Origin of the sequence: Streptomyces graminofaciens (genome assembly GCF_030294945.1) — a bacterium.
Taxonomy (GTDB): domain Bacteria; phylum Actinomycetota; class Actinomycetes; order Streptomycetales; family Streptomycetaceae; genus Streptomyces; species Streptomyces graminofaciens.
Genome location: NZ_AP018448.1, coordinates 4,692,492 through 4,710,923 on the forward strand (window position 1 = coordinate 4,692,492; position 18,432 = coordinate 4,710,923).

General features: G+C 71.7%; 18 protein-coding genes. 13 read left to right on the forward strand and 5 right to left on the reverse strand.

What is annotated here, in order from left to right; genetic code table 11:
- The first annotated feature begins 139 nt into the window (after positions 1–139).
- The 3 genes from gcvH (at position 140) to SGFS_RS19870 (ending at position 3,278) form a co-directional block, all read left to right on the forward strand.
- Complete coding sequence (gene gcvH, locus SGFS_RS19860) at positions 140–517, forward strand: glycine cleavage system protein GcvH (protein WP_286252080.1); 378 nt, start codon at positions 140–142, stop codon at positions 515–517.
- Positions 518–535: 18 nt separating this feature from the next.
- The gene (gene glyA / locus SGFS_RS19865; protein ID WP_286252081.1) at positions 536–1,798 is read left to right on the forward strand and encodes a serine hydroxymethyltransferase; all 1,263 of its coding nucleotides are present in this window, start codon (positions 536–538) and stop codon (positions 1,796–1,798) included.
- 112 nt (positions 1,799–1,910) lie between these two features.
- A complete protein-coding gene (locus SGFS_RS19870) occupies positions 1,911–3,278 on the forward strand; it encodes an L-serine ammonia-lyase (RefSeq protein WP_286252083.1) in 1,368 nt (455 codons plus the stop codon).
- 25 nt (positions 3,279–3,303) lie between these two features.
- On the opposite strand, the gene SGFS_RS19875 is transcribed toward SGFS_RS19870, so the two are convergent.
- The 4 genes from SGFS_RS19875 to SGFS_RS19890 all read right to left on the reverse strand — a co-directional run bounded on the left by SGFS_RS19875 (position 3,304) and on the right by SGFS_RS19890 (position 7,021).
- Positions 3,304–3,681, reverse strand: a complete 378-nt coding sequence (locus SGFS_RS19875) for a cobalamin B12-binding domain-containing protein (RefSeq protein WP_286252085.1) — start codon at positions 3,679–3,681, stop codon at positions 3,304–3,306.
- Between the two features lie 65 nt (positions 3,682–3,746).
- On the reverse strand, positions 3,747–5,324 hold the full coding sequence (locus SGFS_RS19880; RefSeq protein WP_286252086.1) for an acyl-CoA mutase large subunit family protein: 1,578 nt from the start codon (positions 5,322–5,324) through the stop codon (positions 3,747–3,749).
- Positions 5,325–5,369: 45 nt separating this feature from the next.
- On the reverse strand, positions 5,370–6,383 hold the full coding sequence (locus tag SGFS_RS19885) for a quinone oxidoreductase family protein (protein WP_286252087.1): 1,014 nt from the start codon (positions 6,381–6,383) through the stop codon (positions 5,370–5,372).
- A complete protein-coding gene (locus SGFS_RS19890; RefSeq protein ID WP_286252088.1) occupies positions 6,380–7,021 on the reverse strand; it encodes an MBL fold metallo-hydrolase in 642 nt (213 codons plus the stop codon). Before SGFS_RS19890 ends, SGFS_RS19885 begins: the two co-directional genes overlap by 4 nt.
- Positions 7,022–7,142: 121 nt before the next feature.
- Here SGFS_RS19890 and SGFS_RS19895 point away from each other — a divergent pair, with 121 nt between their 5' ends.
- The 10 genes from SGFS_RS19895 (at position 7,143) to SGFS_RS19940 (ending at position 16,956) form a co-directional block, all read left to right on the forward strand.
- Complete coding sequence (locus SGFS_RS19895) at positions 7,143–8,072, forward strand: NADP-dependent oxidoreductase (protein ID WP_286252090.1); 930 nt, start codon at positions 7,143–7,145, stop codon at positions 8,070–8,072.
- A 317-nt stretch (positions 8,073–8,389) separates the two neighbouring features.
- Complete coding sequence (locus tag SGFS_RS19900; RefSeq protein WP_286252092.1) at positions 8,390–9,403, forward strand: ScbA/BarX family gamma-butyrolactone biosynthesis protein; 1,014 nt, start codon at positions 8,390–8,392, stop codon at positions 9,401–9,403.
- 6 nt (positions 9,404–9,409) lie between these two features.
- Complete coding sequence (locus tag SGFS_RS19905; protein ID WP_286252094.1) at positions 9,410–10,462, forward strand: beta-ketoacyl-[acyl-carrier-protein] synthase family protein; 1,053 nt, start codon at positions 9,410–9,412, stop codon at positions 10,460–10,462.
- 65 nt (positions 10,463–10,527) lie between these two features.
- On the forward strand, positions 10,528–10,767 hold the full coding sequence (locus SGFS_RS19910) for an acyl carrier protein (RefSeq protein ID WP_286252095.1): 240 nt from the start codon (positions 10,528–10,530) through the stop codon (positions 10,765–10,767).
- Entirely contained in the window at positions 10,767–12,026 is a 1,260-nt protein-coding gene (locus tag SGFS_RS19915; RefSeq protein ID WP_286252096.1) for a beta-ketoacyl-[acyl-carrier-protein] synthase family protein, read from the forward strand. Before SGFS_RS19910 ends, SGFS_RS19915 begins: the two co-directional genes overlap by 1 nt.
- Positions 12,023–12,799, forward strand: a complete 777-nt coding sequence (locus tag SGFS_RS19920) for an SDR family oxidoreductase (RefSeq protein WP_286252098.1) — start codon at positions 12,023–12,025, stop codon at positions 12,797–12,799. The genes SGFS_RS19915 and SGFS_RS19920 overlap by 4 nt, the downstream gene beginning before the upstream one ends.
- 57 nt (positions 12,800–12,856) lie before the next feature.
- Positions 12,857–13,843, forward strand: a complete 987-nt coding sequence (locus SGFS_RS19925) for a 3-oxoacyl-ACP synthase III family protein (protein ID WP_286252099.1) — start codon at positions 12,857–12,859, stop codon at positions 13,841–13,843.
- 58 nt (positions 13,844–13,901) lie between these two features.
- Positions 13,902–14,660 carry an SDR family NAD(P)-dependent oxidoreductase gene (locus SGFS_RS19930; RefSeq protein ID WP_286252100.1) on the forward strand — a complete coding sequence of 253 codons (759 nt, stop codon included), beginning with the start codon at positions 13,902–13,904 and terminating at the stop codon, positions 14,658–14,660.
- Complete coding sequence (locus tag SGFS_RS19935; RefSeq protein WP_286252102.1) at positions 14,657–16,216, forward strand: FAD-dependent monooxygenase; 1,560 nt, start codon at positions 14,657–14,659, stop codon at positions 16,214–16,216. The genes SGFS_RS19930 and SGFS_RS19935 overlap by 4 nt, the downstream gene beginning before the upstream one ends.
- Positions 16,213–16,956, forward strand: coding sequence for an HAD family hydrolase (locus tag SGFS_RS19940; protein ID WP_286252103.1), 744 nt, complete (start codon positions 16,213–16,215; stop codon positions 16,954–16,956). The genes SGFS_RS19935 and SGFS_RS19940 overlap by 4 nt, the downstream gene beginning before the upstream one ends.
- 374 nt (positions 16,957–17,330) lie before the next feature.
- Here SGFS_RS19940 and SGFS_RS19945 read toward each other — a convergent pair whose 3' ends face one another.
- A complete protein-coding gene (locus tag SGFS_RS19945; protein WP_286252105.1) occupies positions 17,331–18,287 on the reverse strand; it encodes an aldo/keto reductase in 957 nt (318 codons plus the stop codon).
- Positions 18,288–18,432: the final 145 nt, after the last annotated feature.

Below are 18,432 nucleotides of genomic sequence, written 5' to 3' on the forward strand. Positions count from 1 at the left end.
GACTGAAGTTCGACAGACATTCAGTAGACGTTCGGCAGAGGTTCGGCAGAGTGAGGCTGGGCACATCCGTGCTGCTCAACAGCGGTCTCAGCAGTCCCCCATTCATCATCACTCCCCCGCGTACAGGAGAATTCAGGCCATGAACATCCCCCAGCAGCTGCGCTACAGCAAGGAGCACGAGTGGCTGTCGGGCGCCGAGGACGGCGTCTCGACGGTCGGCATCACGGAGTTCGCGGCGAACGCGCTCGGCGATGTCGTCTACGCCCAGCTCCCCGAGGTGGGCTCCACGGTGACCGCGGGCGACACCTGTGGCGAACTGGAGTCCACGAAGTCGGTCAGCGACCTCTACTCCCCGGTCACCGGTGAGGTCACAGAGATCAACGAGGACGTGGTCAACGACCCGTCGCTGGTGAACTCCGCCCCGTTCGAGGGCGGCTGGCTGTTCAAGGTACGCGTCACGGACGAGCCGGCCGATCTGCTCTCCGCCGACGAGTACACCGCCCACACCGCCGGCTGAGAAGACGAGGTCGTACGTATGTCGCTTCTGAACACGCCCCTGCACGAGCTCGACCCGGACGTCGCCGCCGCCGTCGACGCCGAGCTGCTGCGCCAGCAGTCCACCCTGGAGATGATCGCCTCGGAGAACTTCGCTCCGGTCGCGGTCATCGAGGCCCAGGGCTCCGTGCTGACCAACAAGTACGCCGAGGGCTACCCCGGCCGCCGCTACTACGGCGGCTGCGAGCACGTCGACGTCACCGAGCAGATCGCGATCGACCGGGTCAAGGAGCTGTTCGGCGCCGAGTACGCCAACGTCCAGCCGCACTCGGGTGCCTCCGCCAACCAGGCCGCGCTGTTCGCCCTGGCCCAGCCCGGCGACACCATCCTCGGCCTGGACCTGGCGCACGGCGGCCACCTCACCCACGGGATGCGGCTGAACTTCTCCGGCAAGCAGTTCAACGTGGTCCCCTACCACGTGGACGACGCCGGTCTGGTCGACATGGCCGAGGTCGAGCGGCTCGCCAAGGAGCACCGCCCGAAGGTGATCATCGCGGGCTGGTCGGCGTACCCGCGTCAGCTGGACTTCGCCGAGTTCCGCCGGATCGCCGACGAGGTCGAGGCGTATCTGTGGGTCGACATGGCGCACTTCGCGGGCCTGGTCGCGGCCGGGCTGCACCCGAACCCGGTGGAGTACGCGGACGTCGTCACGTCCACGACGCACAAGACGCTCGGCGGACCCCGCGGCGGCATCATCCTCGCCAGGAAGGACTTCGCGAAGAAGCTGAACTCGTCCGTGTTCCCCGGCTTCCAGGGCGGCCCCCTGGAGCATGTGATCGCGGCGAAGGCGGTGTCCTTCAAGGTGGCGGCCTCGGAGGAGTTCAAGGAGCGGCAGCGCCGTACGGTCGAGGGCGCGAAGATCCTCGCCGAGCGGCTCACGGCGCCGGACGCCCGTGAGGCCGGGGTCAACGTCCTCTCCGGCGGCACCGACGTGCACCTGATCCTGGTCGACCTGCGCGAGTCCGAGCTGGACGGGCAGCAGGCCGAGGACCGCCTCCACGAGGTCGGCATCACGGTCAACCGCAACGCCGTCCCGAACGACCCCCGCCCACCGATGGTCACCTCCGGCCTGCGCATCGGCACGCCGGCGCTGGCGACGCGCGGTTTCACGGCCGAGGACTTCACCGAGGTCGCGGACGTGATCGCGGCGGCGCTGAAGCCGTCGTACGACGTCGACGGCCTGAAGGCCCGGGTCAAGGCCCTGGCGGACAAGCACCCGCTGTACCCGGGCCTGGGGAAGTAACCCCGCCTTCATCGGCACGTAGCCCCGCTCTTCGGGGGCACCGCGCACACTTGGAGTGAGCGCGGTGCCCCACCCCCTGCACAACCCCTCCCCCCGTATCTGAGGAGTCACCGTGGCCATCTCGGTCTTCGACCTGTTCTCGATCGGCATCGGCCCGTCCAGCTCCCACACGGTCGGCCCGATGCGGGCCGCACGCATGTTCGCCCGCCGACTGCGCAACGAGGAGCTGCTGGCGCGGGTGGCCTCGATACGCGTGGAGCTGTACGGCTCCCTGGGCGCGACCGGCCACGGCCACGGCACCCCCAAGGCCGTACTGCTGGGTCTGGAGGGCGCCTCACCGCGGACGGTGGACGTGGAGGGGGCCGACGACCGGGTGGAGTCGATCAAGTCGTCCGGCCGGATCCGTCTCCTGGACGACCACGAGATCCCCTTCGACTTCGACAAGGACCTGGTCCTCCACCGCCGCAAGGCGCTGCCGTACCACGCCAACGGCATGACGATCTGGGCGTACGACGCGGCGGGCGCCGAACTGCTCTCGAAGACGTACTACTCGGTCGGCGGCGGCTTCGTGGTGGACGAGGACGCGGTGGGCGCGGACCGCATCAAACTCGACGACACAGCTCTGAAGTACTCCTTCCGCACGGGCGACGAGCTGCTGCGCCTGACGAAGGAGACGGGTCTGTCGATCTCCGCGCTGATGCTGGAGAACGAGCGGGCCTGGCGGACGGAGGAGGAGATCCGCGAGGGCCTGCTGGGCATCTGGCGGGTGATGCAGTCGTGCGTGTCGCGCGGCATGTCCCGCGAGGGCATCCTGCCGGGCGGCCTGCGCGTACGCCGTCGCGCGGCCGTCTCGGCCCGCCAACTCCGGGCGGAGGGCGACCCGTTGGCCCGCTCGATGGAGTGGATCACGCTGTACGCGATGGCCGTGAACGAGGAGAACGCGGCCGGCGGCCGTGTCGTGACGGCTCCCACGAACGGCGCGGCGGGCATCATCCCGGCGGTCCTGCACTACTACACCAACTTCGTGCCGGGCGCGGACGAGGACGGGGTGGTGCGGTTCTTGCTGGCCGCGGGAGCGATCGGCATGCTCTTCAAGGAGAACGCCTCCATCTCCGGCGCCGAGGTCGGCTGCCAGGGCGAGGTCGGCTCCGCCTGCTCGATGGCGGCGGGCGCCCTGGCCGAGGTCCTCGGCGGCTCCCCCGAGCAGGTCGAGAACGCGGCCGAGATCGGGATGGAACACAACCTGGGCCTGACCTGCGACCCGGTCGGCGGCCTGGTCCAGATCCCGTGCATCGAACGCAACGGCATGGCCGCGGTGAAGGCGGTCACGGCGGCCCGGATGGCGATGCGGGGCGACGGCACGCACAAGGTGTCCCTGGACAAGGTCATCAAGACGATGAAGGACACGGGCGCGGACATGAGCGTGAAGTACAAGGAGACGGCCCGGGGCGGGCTCGCGGTGAACATCATCGAGTGCTGAGGGGACGGCCCCTCGCACTCCCACTTCACCCCGCGCGCACGCTCGTCCTCACCCACTCGGCGATGTCGTGTGTCGTCGCGCCGGGGGTGAAGAGGGCCGCTACGCCCATGTTCCGTAGCGTCGGGATGTCGGCCTCCGGGATGATGCCGCCGCCGAAGACGGTGATGTCCTCCGCGTCGGCTTCCCTCAGAAGTCTGAGGACCTCGGCGAAGAGGGTCATGTGGGCGCCGGACAGTACCGAGAGGCCGATTCCGTCGGCGTCCTCCTGGATCGCCGTGTCCACGATCTGGCGTGGTGTCTGGTGGAGCCCGGTGTAGACGACTTCCACCCCGGCGTCCCGCAGGGCGCGGGCGATGACCTTGGCGCCACGGTCGTGGCCGTCCAGCCCCGGTTTGGCGATCACGACGCGAACGGGTGTCGATGTCGGTGTCGGTGTCACTGCGGTTTCCTGTCTCCTCTCGGCTGTCGTCAGAAGGCGTCCGACGGCACGTACGTCCCCCACACCTCACGCAGCGCGTCGCACACCTCGCCGACCGTGGCGCGGGCCTTCAACGCGTCCTTCATCGGGTAGAGGACGTTGTCCGTGCCCTCCGCCGCCTTCCTCAGCTCCGCCAACGCCCTGTCCACCGCCGACTGATCCCGCTCCGCCCGCAGCCTCGCCAGCCGCTCCGCCTGCCGCGCCTCGATCGCCGGGTCGACACGCAAAGGCTCATACGGCTCCTCCTCGTCCAGCTGGAAACGGTTCACCCCGACCACGACCCGCTCACCGGAGTCGGTCTCCTGCGCGATCCGGTAGGCGCTGCGCTCGATCTCGTTCTTCTGGAAGCCGTGCTCGATGGCCGCCACCGCGCCCCCGAGGTCCTCGACCCTGCGCATGAGGTCGAGCGCGGCCGCCTCCACGTCGTCCGTCATCCTCTCGACCACGTACGACCCCGCGAACGGGTCGACCGTCGCCGTCACGTCCGTCTCGTACGCCAGGACCTGCTGGGTACGCAGCGCCAGCCGCGCCGACTTGTCCGTCGGCAGCGCGATCGCCTCGTCGAAGGAGTTCGTGTGCAGCGACTGCGTGCCGCCGAGCACCGCCGCGAGGCCCTGGACGGCGACCCGGACCAGGTTCACCTCCGGCTGCTGGGCCGTCAGCTGGACCCCGGCCGTCTGGGTGTGGAAGCGCAGCATCAGCGACTTGGGGTCGCGGGCGCCGAACTCCTCCCGCATCACCCTGGCCCAGATCCGGCGGGCGGCACGGAACTTGGCCACCTCCTCCAGGATCGTCGTACGGGCCACGAAGAAGAAGGAGAGCCGCGGGGCGAAGTCGTCGACGTCCATTCCGGCCGCCACCGCGGTGCGGACGTACTCGATGCCGTCGGCCAGCGTGAAGGCGATCTCCTGCGCGGGCGAGGCCCCCGCCTCCGCCATGTGGTAGCCGGAGATCGAGATGGTGTTCCACCTCGGGATCTCGGTCCGGCAGTACCTGAAGATGTCGGCGATGAGCCGCAGCGACGGCTTCGGCGGGAAGATGTACGTCCCCCGCGCGATGTACTCCTTCAGCACGTCGTTCTGGATCGTGCCCGTCAGCTGCCGCGCCGGTACGCCCTGTTCCTCCGCCACCAGCTGGTACATCAGCAGCAGCAGCGCCGCGGGGGCGTTGATCGTCATCGACGTCGAGACCTGGTCCAGCGGGATCCCGTCGAACAGCACCCGCATGTCGTCGACCGAGTCGATCGCCACGCCCACCTTGCCGACCTCGCCGTGGGCGATCAGGGCGTCCGAGTCGTGGCCCATCTGGGTCGGCAGGTCGAAGGCGACCGACAGGCCCGTGGTGCCGTGGGCGATCAGCTGCCGGTAGCGGGCGTTGGACTCCGTCGCCGTACCGAAGCCGGCGTACTGACGCATGGTCCAGGGCCGGCCCGTGTACATCGACGGGTAGACGCCACGGGTGAAGGGGTACGCGCCCGGCTCGCCCAGCTTCTCCGCGGGGTCCCAGCCGGCCAGGTCCCCGGGACCGTAGACCGGTTCGATGGGCAGTCCGGACTCCGACTCGCGCATGCGTTCCCCCTGATGCTGATGCCTGTGATGGTGCCGGTGGTGGTGTCAGGAACGGACGTCGAGTACGTATTTGCCCGTGGACGCCCTCGTCTCCAGGAGTTCGTGGGCGTGTACGACGTCCTTCAGGGGCAGCACCTTCACGTCGACGCGGACCTCGCCCTTCGCGACCTCCGTCAGGGCACGTTCCAGGTGGGCGCGGAACAGTTCGGGGGCGCGGCCGGCGACGCCGCCGAGGTTGTAGCCGGCGAGCGAACTGTTCGTGTACCAGGGGTGGTTGCCCTCGAATGTCACGTCCTCGGCCGCCGCGTTGCCGAAGACGATGTGCCGGCCGAAGGCTGCCAGCAAGCCCGTCACGGAGGAGCGGAACGCGCCGCCCACCGAGTCCAGGACCAGGTCGGCGCCCGCTCCGCCGGTCCGCTCGGAGACCTCCCGCTCGATCTCCTCGTACGACACCACGCTGTCGTAGCCGAAGCCGCGCGCGTATTCGGCCTTGGCCGGGGTGCTGGTCACGCCGATCACCGTGGCCGCTCCCAGCGAGCGGGCCAGTTGGGCGGCGGCCGTGCCGACTCCGCCCGCGGCGGCGAGAACGACCACGGTCTCGCCCTCGGTGAGGTGGCCGGCCGAAGTGAGGACGCCGAGGGCGGTGGTGACGTTGCAGAGGGCGCCGGCCGCCAGGGCGCCGTCCAGTTCGGCGAGTTCGCCGTCCAGCCGTACGGCGTGTTCCGCGCCCACCGCGACGACCTCGGCGTTTCCGCCGCCGCCCAGGGTGAGGGCGGCCACGCGGTCACCGGGGGCGAAACCGGTGACGTCGGTGCCGACGGCGCGTACCGTGCCGACCGCCTCCAGGCCCGGGAAGTGCGGGAGGTCCACGGGGAACTGGCCGCGTCGGAACATCACTTCGGCGAAGTTCACCCCCGCGTACTCGACGTCGACGGTGATCTGTCCGGGCTGCGGCTCGGGTGTCGGCGCGTCCGTGACGGTCAGGACGGACGGGCCACCGAACGAGTCGACACGGACCGTGCGCATCGGGGCCGCGGGGGTCTGGGAGGTGTTCGTCATCGGATTCCTGTCTCGCTGAGAGTGCTGGTGGGGCCGTGTCCGGTGAGCAGGCGGGTGCCGCCGGGACAGGCGGTGGCGATCGTGCGGAGGGAGGCGTCCAGGCTCGCCGGGCTGGCGCCGGGCGCGTCCGCGCGTCCTCCGCCGGTGGCGAGGAGGGTGTCGCCGGTGGCGAGCAGTGGTGCCTCGTCGCCGTCGAAGCGGAACATCACGGAGCCGCCGGTGTGACCGGGGGTGTGCAGCACGGTGACCCGGCCCGCCGCGAAGGCCAGTTCGCCGCCGTGTTCGGGCAGGTCACCGACCTCGTCGGGCTCCTGGTCGGGGTGGCCGACGAGTAGTTCACGGGGGAAGGAGTCCGGCAGCCCCTTGGCGGGGGCGCCGAACTGGTAGCGGTCGGCGGGGTGGATCCACGCGGCGATGCCGTAGCGCCGGGCGAGCGGCACGGCGTCCCAGGTGTGGTCCATGTGGCCATGTGTGATCAGGATCGCCTCGGGTTGGAGCCGGTGCGTGCGGACGGCCTCGGCGACCGCGTCGGCGGAGTCGTGACCGGGGTCGATGATCAGGCACGGCGATCCGGGTCCCGCGGCGACGACGTGGACGTTCGTGCCGAACTTGCCGGTGGTGGCGGACAGTACGAGCATGCCTTCGACTCTGTCGGAGTCCTCGGCCATATGTCAATTGCCGTTTGTGAAGCAGAGCTCTGGCTTATCGCTCATCTATAGTGCCGAGTGGCATAGCCCGCAACAGACAGGGGGTTCGTACGTGAAGGCCGTCGCCATCCAGCGCTACGGAGGGCCGGAGGTCCTGGAGCTCATGGACCTGCCCGAACCGCGTCTAGGCCCGGACGTCGTGCTCGTCCGCGTGCGCTACGCGGGCGTCAACCCGGCGGACTGGAAGATCCGCGAGGGGTACATCGACGACTGGTTCGAGTCGCACTTCCCCATGGTGATGGGCTGCGACCTGTCCGGTGTCGTCGAGCGCACGGGCATCGGCGTCACCGAGTTCGCCCCGGGCGACGAGGTCGTCGGCTACGTCCGCGCCGACCACATGCAACGCGGCACGTACGGCGAGCTGGTGGCGGCCCCCGTCCGCACCCTGGCGCACAAGCCGCGCGCCCTCGACTGGCGGGCCGCAGCCGGGCTTCCGGCCGCCGGGCTCACCGCCTACCAGGCGCTGCGCCGCCATCTGGAGGTCGGCCCGGGTGACGTACTGCTCGTGCACGCGGCGGCCGGCGGGGTCGGCTCCCTCGCCGTACAGATCGGGCGGGCGCTCGGCGCGCGGGTCATCGGCACGGCGAGCGAGCGCAACCACGACTTCCTGCGCTCGCTCGGCGCCGAGCCCGTGACGTACGGCCCCGGCCTCGCCGACCGGGTGCGGGCGCTGGCCCCGGACGGCGTCGACGCGGTGTTCGACCTCATGGGCGGTGACACGCTGCACGGTTCGCCCGCCCTGTTGCGCCCGGGCGGGCGCCTCGCGTCCATCTCCGGGGACGTGACCGGGCTGGGCGGGCGCTATGTGTTCGTCCGCCCCGACCCGGCCGACCTCGCCGAACTGGTCGCGCTGGCGGACCGTGGCGCGGTACGGGTCCATGTCAGCGCCGAGTTCCCGCTCGCGGACGCCGCGCGCGCCCATGAGCTGGTGGCGACCGGGCATGTGCGCGGCAAGGTCGTTCTGGCGGTGACGCCGGCCTGACCCCGAAGACGTAGGCCGTAGGTGGTCAGCAGTACGAGCGCGGAAGGGCCGTCCCTGGTCGGGCGGCCCTTTTCTCATGCCTGGTTCCGTGTCCGGCGCGCCTCCTTCCGGCTCTTCAGTGAGCCTTGAGCGGCTCTCGGGCCGGTCCTGCCGGAGTCTCGGCCCAGCCGTGGCGGAGCCGTCGGTGAAACCCCTCGGTGTTCTCGGCCGAAGCCCCAGAGGCGGCTGCAAGGCTGATTTCACGCCTCCCGGGACGCCTTGCAGAACGCCTTCCAGGGGCCGCCGAACGAAACCACGGACGAACGAACGGGACTGGCATGACCATTGCTGAGCAGGAGCGGCCGGACGCCGCCCCGGCCGCGGCCTCGGCCGAACCGGCTTACCAGCGTTCGATGGACCGGGTGCTGGTGCACCGCCGCGCCGTCATGGAGGTCTTCGTCACGGACGCGGCGCGGCTCGGCGACGACACGTTCGCCGTGGCGGTCCAGGCGCCCCGGGCGCACAGCTACTACAACGACCACACCCAGCGGCCCGCGCTGCTCGACCCGCTGTTCCTCCTTGAGGCGGCCCGGCAGGCGGTCACCGTCGTGGCGCACCAGTGGCTCGGGGTCTCGTACGACACCTCGTTCCTGATCAGCGACTGGACCACCGAGTTCCCGGAGCCGGCCGCGCTGCGGACCCGTGGCGACGCGCCGGACGAGTTCGTCGTCGAGGTCACCACCCGTGATCTGAAGCGGCGCGGTACGAGGCTGCTGGCCGCCACGCTGGAGTGCGTGTTCGTCGTCGGGGGCCGGCGTGCCGGGACGAGCCGCGTCGTGGCCGGTTATCTCAGCCGGGACGGTTACCTGGCGCACCGCGAGAAGAGCCGGGGAAACGTTCCACCGCTCTCCTCCGCCATGCCGGTCGAGCGCGCCGGTGTCCCCGTGGCGCCCGGGCTCGTGGGCCGGGAGCGGGCCGGGAACGTGGTGCTGACCGATGTGGAACAGCCGGGCGGCTCCGCTCTCCTGCGCGCCTCGCTCGACGTGCCCGTACAGCACCCGGCGATGTACGACCACCCGCTGGACCATGTGCCCGCGATGGCGCTGCTGGAGGCGGCCCGGCAGGCGGCGGTGCTCGCCGCCGGGGCGCCGGCGGAGCGGCGGTACGCGTACGCCTTCGACGCGACGTTCAGCCGGTTCGTGGAGCTGGACAGCCCGGTGACGGTCACCGTGGAGCCCTCGGGCGAGCGTTTCACCGTCGACTTCCGGCAGGACGGCGCGTCCGTCTGCACGGCCACCGTCGGTGTCGCCGGGCTCCCGGCGGCTGCGGCTACGACCACGGACGGCGGGTGACGGTCCGTGCGACTGGACTCACCGCTCGGGCTGATCGCCGCGGCCTGGTACCCGAAGGAACGGCAGACGGTCGAGGAGGCCCTGGCCGCCGGCGACATCGACAGCCGTACGGCCCGCGAACTCGGCTACACGTCCCTTCCGGTCAGCGAGCGCACGGCGCCGCCGGACATGGCCGTCGAGGCGGCGGCGGAGGTGCTGCGGCTCTCCGGTGCCCAGGCCGCCCAGCTGTCCCTAGTCCTGCACGCGAGCGTCCACCACCAGGGTCATGACGCCTGGTCCGCCCCGCACTACGTGGCCCGGCGGCTGGGCGCCCACCGTGCCGTACCGATCGGCCTGTTGCAGCAGTGCAACGGCGGCGCCATCGGCATCGAGCTCGCCGCGAGCCGCCTGCAGGGCGACCCGGCCGCCGGGCCCGCGCTGGTGACGACGGCCGACCGGTTCCTGATGCCGAGCTGGCACCGCTGGCTCAGCGACTACGGCATGGCGGCGGGCGACGCGGCCACGGCCGTCCTCGTCCACCGGGTCGCCTCCGGGGCTCAGGGCACGGCACACGCGCTCGCACCGGACCTGCTGCTGCACTCCCTCGCCACCGATGTCGCGGCCGAACTCGAAGTCATGCACCGCGGTGACGACGAGCTCAACGCGACGCCCATGGGCCACAGTTCGATGATCGACGTACGGCGCACCAAGCGCGCGTTCATCAAGGCGTACGGCGTCGACTTCTTCCTCAAGACCGCCGCCGGGCGCATCCGTGCCGTCGTCGAGGAGTGCCTGGCCGACGCCGGGCTCGCCCCGGACGACCCTCGGCTGCGGCACGCCGTGATCCCCAGGCTGGGGAGCAAGGCCATGGCGGAGGCGTACATCCCGCCGCTGACGGACGTCACCTCGGCGCAGGTGCTCGACCTCGGCCGGGCCACCGGGCACGTGGGGGCCGGCGATCTCAACGCCTCCCTCGCCGACCTGGCCCGCACCGATCTGCTGGAGCCCGGGCAGTTCGCGCTCGTGCTCAACGGCGGCGGCGGGTTCACGTTCACCGCGGTGGTGGTCGGCAGGCCCTGATCCGCCGCCTCTCACACCCACCTCAACACCGAGCAGCAACCGACACGATCCAAGGAGATCCACTCATGTCCGCACACCAGGACCGTCTCTTCGCCCTCGTCACCGAGAAGCTCGGCGTCGCCCCCGAGGACCTCGACACCACCGCCACCTTCGACGCGCTCGACCTGGACTCGCTCGCGCTGATCGAGCTCAGCGTCATCGTGCAGAAGGAGTTCGGCGTCCAGATCGACGAGACCGCGCTGACGCCCGACAACACCTTCGCCGATGTCCTCTCCGTCATCGACACCACGGCCGCGGTGGCCTGATGACGGACATACGCACGCAGGCCCGTCCCGGGCGCGGCCGACGCTTCGACGTCGCCGTCACCGGGGTCGGCCTGGTCACCCCGGCCGGTCTGGGCGTCGAGGCCAATGTGGAGCGGGTCTGGTCGGGCGTCTCCACGGCGGCGGCCGACCCGGACCTCACCGGCCTGCCCGTCGACTTCGCCTGCCGTGTGCCGGACTTCGACGCCGGCGCGCTGCTGGGCCGGCGCAGTGCCGTCCGGATGGACCCGGTCAGCCACTTCGGTGTGGTCGCGGCCCGGCAGGCGGTGGCGGACGCCGGGCTCGACCCGGCCGCCTGGGAGGGCCCCCGGGTCGGTGTGGTCGTCGGTACGTCGCTGGGCGGCTGGTCCACGGTCGAGCGGGAGCACGGCAACCGGCTGGCCGACGGCCCCGCGTTCGTCTCGCCGCTGCTGATGGTGATGGGGCCGGTCAACATGACCGCCGGCTACATCGCCATGGACCTCAAGGCGCTGGGCCCCAACCAGGTCGTGTCCACGGCCTGCGCCTCCGGCAACACGGCGATCGGGTACGCCCGCGCGCTGCTGGAGTCCGGGGTCTGCGACATCGTCCTGGCGGGCGGCGCCGAGGCGGCGATGTCCCCGACGGCGATGGCCAGTCTGGCCCGGGCGGGCGCGCTGTCCACCCGTGGCGACGACCCGGCGTCCGCCTCGCGCCCGTTCGACGCCGACCGTGACGGCTTCGTCGCGGGCGAGGGGGCGGCGATGCTGGTGCTGGAGCGGGTCGAGGACGCGCGGGCGCGGGGCGCCCGCATCCGGGCCCGGGTCTCCGGGTTCGGCGCGTCCGCCGACGGCCATCACGCGTCGGCGCCCGATCCGACGGGCGGCGGGGCCGAACGGGCCATCAGGGCGGCGCTCGCCGACGCGATGGTCGACCCGTCCGAGGTGGACCACGTCAACGCGCACGGCACGTCCACCCCGCTCAACGACATCACCGAGTCCGGGGTGATCCGCCGGGTCTTCGGCGAGAAGCCCGCCGTGACCTCCACCAAGGGGGTCGTGGGCCATCTGCTGGGCGCGGCCGGAGCCGCCGAGGCGGTGTACACGGTGCTCGCCGTCGAGCGGCGCCTCGTCCCGCCGACCGCCAACCTGACGAGTCAGGACCCGGGCATCGGGGTGGACGTGGTGGCCAAGGAGGCCCGCCCGCTGGACATCGGCGCCGCGGTGAACAACTCCTTCGGCTTCGGCGGCCAGAACGCGGTGATCGTGGTGACTCCGGCGTGAGTACGGCTGCGGAGAGCACGAACGCCGGTACGCCCGGGACCCCGGGCCCCGGCAACTCCCTTACGCCCACCGGCCGTTCCGTCCTCGTCACCGGGGGCAACCGGGGCATCGGTCTGGCCGTCGCCCGCTCGCTCGCCGCGCGCGGCGACCGGGTGGCGGTCACCTATCGCACCGGTGAGCCCCCGGCGGGGCTGTTCGGCGTGCGCTGCGACGTCACGGACGAGGCGCAGGTCGAGCGGGCGTTCAAGGAGGTCGCGGCCGCGCAGGGCGAGGTCGAGGTGCTGGTCGCGAACGCCGGGATCACCCGGGACGGGCTGCTGCTGGCCCTCGGCGACGACGCGGTCGACGAGGTGCTCGACACCAACCTGCGGGCGGTCATCCGGGTCGCCCGGCACGCCGCCCGGGCCATGCTCGGCGGGCGCTGGGGCCGGATGGTGCTCATCTCCTCGGCCGTCGCGTTCACCGGGTCGCCCGGCCAGACCAACTACACCGCCGCCAAGGCCGCTCTCGTGGGCCTCGCCCGCTCCCTCGCCTGGGAGCTCGGCGGTCGCGGCATCACCGTGAACGTCGTCGCCCCCGGCCTCGTCGAGACGGACATGCTGCGCGAGGTGCGCCCGGCCCGCCTGGAGCAGTACCTGGCGATGACGCCGCTCGGCCGGGCCGGAACCGCCGACGAGGTGGCCGCGGCCGTCGGGTTCCTCAGCAGTGAGCAGGCCTCGTACGTCACCGGCGCCGTGCTGCCGGTCAGCGGTGGGCTCGGCATGGGTCACTGACGCCCCGTGCCCCGCGTCCACCACTCCACGAAAGCACAGGAACAAGAGAGGGAAACCATGCCAGTCGGTGTCCTGTCGATCGGCTCCTACACACCGGACAAGGTCGTCGACAACCAGCAGATCAGCACCTGGACGGGGATGCCCGAGTCCTGGGTGACCGAGCGCACCGGGGTGCTCCAGCGGCGGTACGCCGAGCCGGGCACCACGACGTCCGACCTCGCCGTCCCGGCCGCCCGCGAGGCGCTCGACGGCGTCGGCCCCGAGGTGCGCGCACGGCTCGGCGCGCTGGTCGTGGCGACCAGCACCCCGGACGTGCCGCAGCCGTCCACCGCGGCGATCCTCCAGCACAAGCTGGGGCTCTCCGCGCTGCCCGCCTTCGACATCAACGCCGTCTGCAGCGGTTTCCTCTACGGCCTCTCGGTCGCCGAGGGGCTGGTCCGGGCCGGGCGCCACGGCGAGCACGTCCTGCTGGTCGGCGCCGACATGTTCTCCACGATCATGGACAGGTCCGACCGGCGCACGGTGAGCCTGTTCGGCGACGGCGCGGGCGCCGTCGTACTGGGCCCGGTCCCCGAGGGCTACGGGCTGCAGTCGGTGCATCTGGTCACGGACGGGGAGTTCCACCACTACGTCGGGGTGGAGGCCGGCGGTACGCGGACACCGCTCGACGCGCGGGCCCGGGAGGCCGGGGAGCACTTCTTCCGGATGGACGGGCGCGCGGTGCGCGACTACGCGCTGTCGGTGCTGGCGAAGCTGACCGCCGTGACCCTCGACGAGTGCGGGCTGGCCCTGGAGGACATCGACCGGTTCGTCTTCCACCAGGCCAACACCCGGCTCCTGGAGACCTTCGTGGCGGACGCGGGCATCGACCCGGAGCGCGTCGCCTACACCGCGCCGCAGCTGGGCAACACCGTCGCCGCGTCCGTACCGCTCACCCTGCACGCCGCCCACCGGGAGCGGCCCCTGCGGCGCGGCGAACGGGTGCTGCTGGCGTCGGTGGGCGGGGGCATGACGGCGGGCGCGGCGCTGCTGACCTGGTACTGACGCCCTGTCACCCGTCGCCGTACGCACACACCAATCACACGCAGCGGATGGAGGAGCCATGAGGCTCGACGGACAGACCGCCGTCATCACCGGCGGCACGCGGGGCCTGGGCCGGGCGATCGCCGAGGCCTGCCTCGCGGAGGGCGCCTCGGTGGTGGTCGCCGCGCGCAACCCGTACGACATCAAGGAGCTGGCCGACGAGCACGGCGACCGGCTGCTCTACCACCAGACGGACGTCACCGACGAGCGGTCGGTGGCCGGGCTGATGGCCGCCGCCGTCGAGGCGTTCGGCGGCATCGACGTCCTGGTCAACAACGCGGGCGTCAGCCGGGACGGCAAGATCGCCCGGCTGTCGGTGGCCGACTGGAACGCCACGCTGGCCACCAATCTGACCGGGGTGTTCCTGTGCACCCGCGCGGTGATCGCCCCGATGACCGCGCCGGACAAGGCGACGAGTGCGGGCGGCCGCATCATCAACGTGTCGTCGTGCGTGGCCGGGCGGGCCGCGATCGGGGCCGCCGCGTACAGCGCGAGCAAGGCCGCCGTGGAGATGTTCACGCGGACGTCGGCGGCGGAGCTGGCACCCAAGGGCATCACCGTCAACTGCCTGTCGCCCGGCTACATCGACGAGGGCATGGGCAAGGAGCTGGCCTCCAACGAGCGCGCCTGGGAGAGCTACCGCGGCCGGCTGCTCTCCGGGCGGCTCGGCCGCCCCGAGGAGGTAGGCGCCACCGCCGTGTTCCTCGCCTCGCGGGACAGCTCGTACGTCAACGGCAGCGTGGTCGAGGTCAACGGGGGGCTGATGTGGGCGGCGTGACACAGGACCGGCCGGCGCGGCCCGAGCGGTCCGTGCTGGTCGTCGGCGCGGGCCCGGTCGGTCTGGTCGTCGCCTGCGAGCTGCTCCAACGCGGCGTCGCGGTACGGGTCGTGGACGCGGGGCGCGGTCCCTCGGAGCACTCCCGCGCGAACGTCATCTGGCCGCGCAACCTCGAACTGCTCGACCGGATCGGGGTGACCGACGACCTGCTCGGCGTCGGGCACCGGCTGGCGGGGACGGCGTTCTACTCGCGCGGCCGCCGCCTGGCCACGGCCTGGATGAGCAGACTGCCCGACTCGCCGTACCCGTTCGCGCTCACGATCTCGCAGAACGAGACCGAGCGGGTGCTCCGGCGGCGGCTCACCGCGCTCGGTGGCACGGTCGAGGAGGGCGTACGGCTGACCTCCCTGGACAACGCGCAAGGCGTGCCGTCCGTCAAGCTGGAGCACGAGGGCGGCCGGGTCGAGGAGCTCGAACCGGGCTGGCTCGTCGGCGCGGACGGGGCCCACAGCACCGTACGCAAGGAACTGGGCGTCGCGTACGACGGTCCGCCGGTCGACGTGTCGTTCGCCATCACCGACGCCCGGCTGACCACCAGCCTCCCCGAGGACCTGTCCCACTACTGCTACGCGCCGAGCGGCGCCATCGTGCTCGGCCCGATGGGCGACGGCGTCCACCGGATCGCCCTGAACGTGCCGCACGACATGTACGACCAGGACAGTCCGCCGCCGCGCGAGATGTTCCAGCAGGTCGTCGACGACCGGGCGGCCGGGCGCAGTGTGGTCGAGGAGCTGCTGTGGAGCGGTTCCTTCCGGGTACGGGTCCGGATCGCGTCCGCGTTCCGCAGCGACCGCTGTTTCCTGGTGGGCGACGCCGCGCATGTGATCAGCCCGGCCGGCGGCCAGGGCATGAACACCGGGATGCAGGACGCGTTCAACCTGGCGTGGAAGCTGTCCGGGGTGATCCGCGGGGAGTTCGGGGAGGGCATCCTCGACTCGTACGACAGCGAGCGGCGGGCGGTCTCCCACGAGGTGGCGCGCTCGACGGAGTGGCTGACCAAGGCGGGCCTGGTCAACACGCCGGCGAAGGTCGCGCTGCGCGACGCGGCGTTCATGGCGGCCGACCGTACGGGCGTGTTCCAGCGCAAGGTCGCCCCGCAGCTCGGTCAGACGGCCGTCAGCTACGACGGCGACCGGCATCCCCGGCTGCCGCTGAAGGTGGCGGGCGCGGCCGACGACGCGCCGTACCTCGGCAGCGGGGGCTGGCCGGTGATCGCCCGGGACCGGCACACCGTACTGCTGTGGCCCGGCACCCGTACGCCGCCGCCCGACTGGCAGCGCACGCGCGACCGGGTGCGCGAGGCGCTGCCCGAGGGGACGCCGGTGCTCGACCTGACCCGGGCGCTGCCCTCGGGTCCGGCGCGGGCGCTGGGCCCCGCGCCGACCGTGGCGGTGGTCCGCCCGGACGGCCATCTGCTGGCCCGGTGCGACCCCGGGCGGCCACAGGACACCGCGCGACTGCTCGACCGAGCGGCACACCGAAGGAGCCGGCCATGACGACGTTCCCCTCCCCCGCCCCCACTCCCCCGGCCTCCGGCCACTCCCGCCCCGTGGTGGCGTTCTTCGACGCCGACGAGACGCTCATCGCGATGAAGAGCCCGTTCTCGCTGCTGCGGTACCGGCTGCGGCGTCAGGGGGATGTCACCGGAGCCGCGTACGAGCGGATGGTGGAGCCGCTGCGGCGGCTGGCGTCGATGGGGGTCACCCCGGTCGAGGTGGTGTCCAAGTTCTACGAGCTGCACGCCGGCACTCCCTGGGACCATCTGCTCGCGGAGGCTCGCGCCTGGTACGCCGAACTGCGGGAGCACGGTGCGCCGTTCATCGAGCCGACGGTCGCCCGGCTGCGTCGCCACCAGGAGGCGGGGCATCACACGGTGGTGATCTCGGGCTCGTGGCCGGCGACGCTGCACCCCATCACCGACGACCTCGGCATCGATCTGGTGCTGTGCACCGAGCCGGAGCTGGACGAGGGCCGGCGGATGACCGGGGCGATCCGGCACGCGATGTTCGGGCCGGCGAAGGCGGAGGCGGTGCGGGAGGCGCTGGCCAAGTTCGGTGCGGACCCGGCGGACTGCTACGCCTATGGCGATGATCCGGGCGATCTGACGATGCTCCGCATGGTCGGTCACCCGACGGTGGTCGGCGCGAATCCGACGATGACGGCGCAGGCGGCGGAACGTGGCTGGCCAGTGATCCCGGCGACCCTCGCGTCGGGGACGCAGCGCCAGCCGGTGTAGTGCCCCGGGCTGCCTTCGCCCCCGCCGCCCCTACCCGTCCCATCCAAGCCGGGGGCTCCGCCCCCGGACCTCCGGGTCGGGCAGGGGCGGCGGGGTGGGTTGTCCTGCTGCGGCCCGATGGGGGCTGGTCGCGCGGTTCCCCGCGCCCCCTGGAAGCCCGTGTCGGACAACGTTGGAATTCCACGACTCGGGGATCTCTGTACGTCTGCTGGTTGGTGGCGCCGGCCGAAGACATCACACCAGCCCTTTGGCCTGCGCCTTCAAGTTGGCGGAGGCTCAACGGCCCTGCGGGCCTGAAAAGACCAGGGCGCAGCCCGGTCTTCTCAGGGGCGCGGGGAACCGCGCGAGCAACCCACAACCCGCGCTCGCCCTATTCAGCGCGAGCCCGTCGCCTCCGGAACCCCCGCCAGCTCCGCCAACGCCTGCGCCGACAGCGTCAAAGAACCCGCCCCGACGTTGTCCTCCAGATAGCGCCGCGTCTTCGTGCCGGGGATGACACCCACGTGTTCCCCCTGCGCCAGCACCCACGCGACCGCCACCTGCGCCACGGTCGCGCCGAGCCCGTCAGCCACCCCGCGCATACGGTCGACGATGCCCTGGTTCGCGGCCAGTGCCTCGGCCTGGAAACGCGGCAGCCGATGCCGGCCGTCCGCCTCCGGGAGGTCCTTCGGGGCGGCGATCAGCCCGGACAGGAAGCCCCGCCCCAGCGGGGCGAAGGCGATGAACGCGATGCCTTCGCGGCCGCAGTACTCCACCACCCCGTCCGTCAGGGCCTCACGGCTCCACAGGGACAGTTCGCTCTGCACGGATGCCACGGGGTGGATCGCGTGCGCCCGCCCGATCTCGTCGGCCGACGCCTCGGACAGCCCGAGCGCGCCGAGCTTGCCCTCCTTCACCAGCTCCGCCAGCGCGCCCCAGCTCTCCTCGACCGGGACCCCGGGGTCGATGCGGTGCAGCTGGTAGAGGTCGATGTGGTCCACGTCCAGCCGGCGCAGGCTCTCCTCGACGGCGGAGCGCAGATACTCCGGCCGCCCGTCGCGGTGGCTGCGATAGGTCGCGGGGTCGTCCACCACCAGCCCGCCCTTGGTGGCGAGCAGCACCTTCTCGCGGTACCCCTTCAGCGCCTTGCCGACCAGCAGCTCGTTGGTGAACGGGCCGTACTGGTCCGCGGTGTCGATCAGATCGACGCCGAGTTCGACCGCGTGACGTATCACCCCGATGGACTCGGTCTCGTCCCGGCCCAGCTCGTCGTAGCCCCACGACATGCCCATGCAGCCGAGGCCGACGGCCGCGAAGGTCCGCTGTGAGCCGCCCAGTTGAATCCTGCGCATCGCCGTGCGCACCGCCTTCCCGCTTCTGAGTGACAGGCCCTCATCTTTACACAGAACTCTGGCATACGACATTGACAGCAGAGTCGGTTAGACCTCTAACCTATGACAGAGTTCTGCTTCATACCTGCCCTCGAACAGACAGAGG

Coding starts and splice junctions, on each gene's coding strand:
- SGFS_RS19910 (WP_286252095.1), top strand. CDS start 10,528: ATGTCCGCACACCAGGACCGTCTCTTCGCCCTCGTCACCGAGAAGCTC.
- SGFS_RS19900 (WP_286252092.1), top strand. CDS start 8,390: ATGACCATTGCTGAGCAGGAGCGGCCGGACGCCGCCCCGGCCGCGGCC.
- SGFS_RS19945 (WP_286252105.1), bottom strand. CDS start 18,287: ATGCGCAGGATTCAACTGGGCGGCTCACAGCGGACCTTCGCGGCCGTC.
- SGFS_RS19915 (WP_286252096.1), top strand. CDS start 10,767: ATGACGGACATACGCACGCAGGCCCGTCCCGGGCGCGGCCGACGCTTC.
- SGFS_RS19940 (WP_286252103.1), top strand. CDS start 16,213: ATGACGACGTTCCCCTCCCCCGCCCCCACTCCCCCGGCCTCCGGCCAC.
- SGFS_RS19925 (WP_286252099.1), top strand. CDS start 12,857: ATGCCAGTCGGTGTCCTGTCGATCGGCTCCTACACACCGGACAAGGTC.
- SGFS_RS19890 (WP_286252088.1), bottom strand. CDS start 7,021: ATGCTCGTACTGTCCGCCACCACCGGCAAGTTCGGCACGAACGTCCAC.
- SGFS_RS19880 (WP_286252086.1), bottom strand. CDS start 5,324: ATGCGCGAGTCGGAGTCCGGACTGCCCATCGAACCGGTCTACGGTCCC.
- SGFS_RS19930 (WP_286252100.1), top strand. CDS start 13,902: ATGAGGCTCGACGGACAGACCGCCGTCATCACCGGCGGCACGCGGGGC.
- SGFS_RS19885 (WP_286252087.1), bottom strand. CDS start 6,383: ATGACGAACACCTCCCAGACCCCCGCGGCCCCGATGCGCACGGTCCGT.
- glyA (WP_286252081.1), top strand. CDS start 536: ATGTCGCTTCTGAACACGCCCCTGCACGAGCTCGACCCGGACGTCGCC.
- gcvH (WP_286252080.1), top strand. CDS start 140: ATGAACATCCCCCAGCAGCTGCGCTACAGCAAGGAGCACGAGTGGCTG.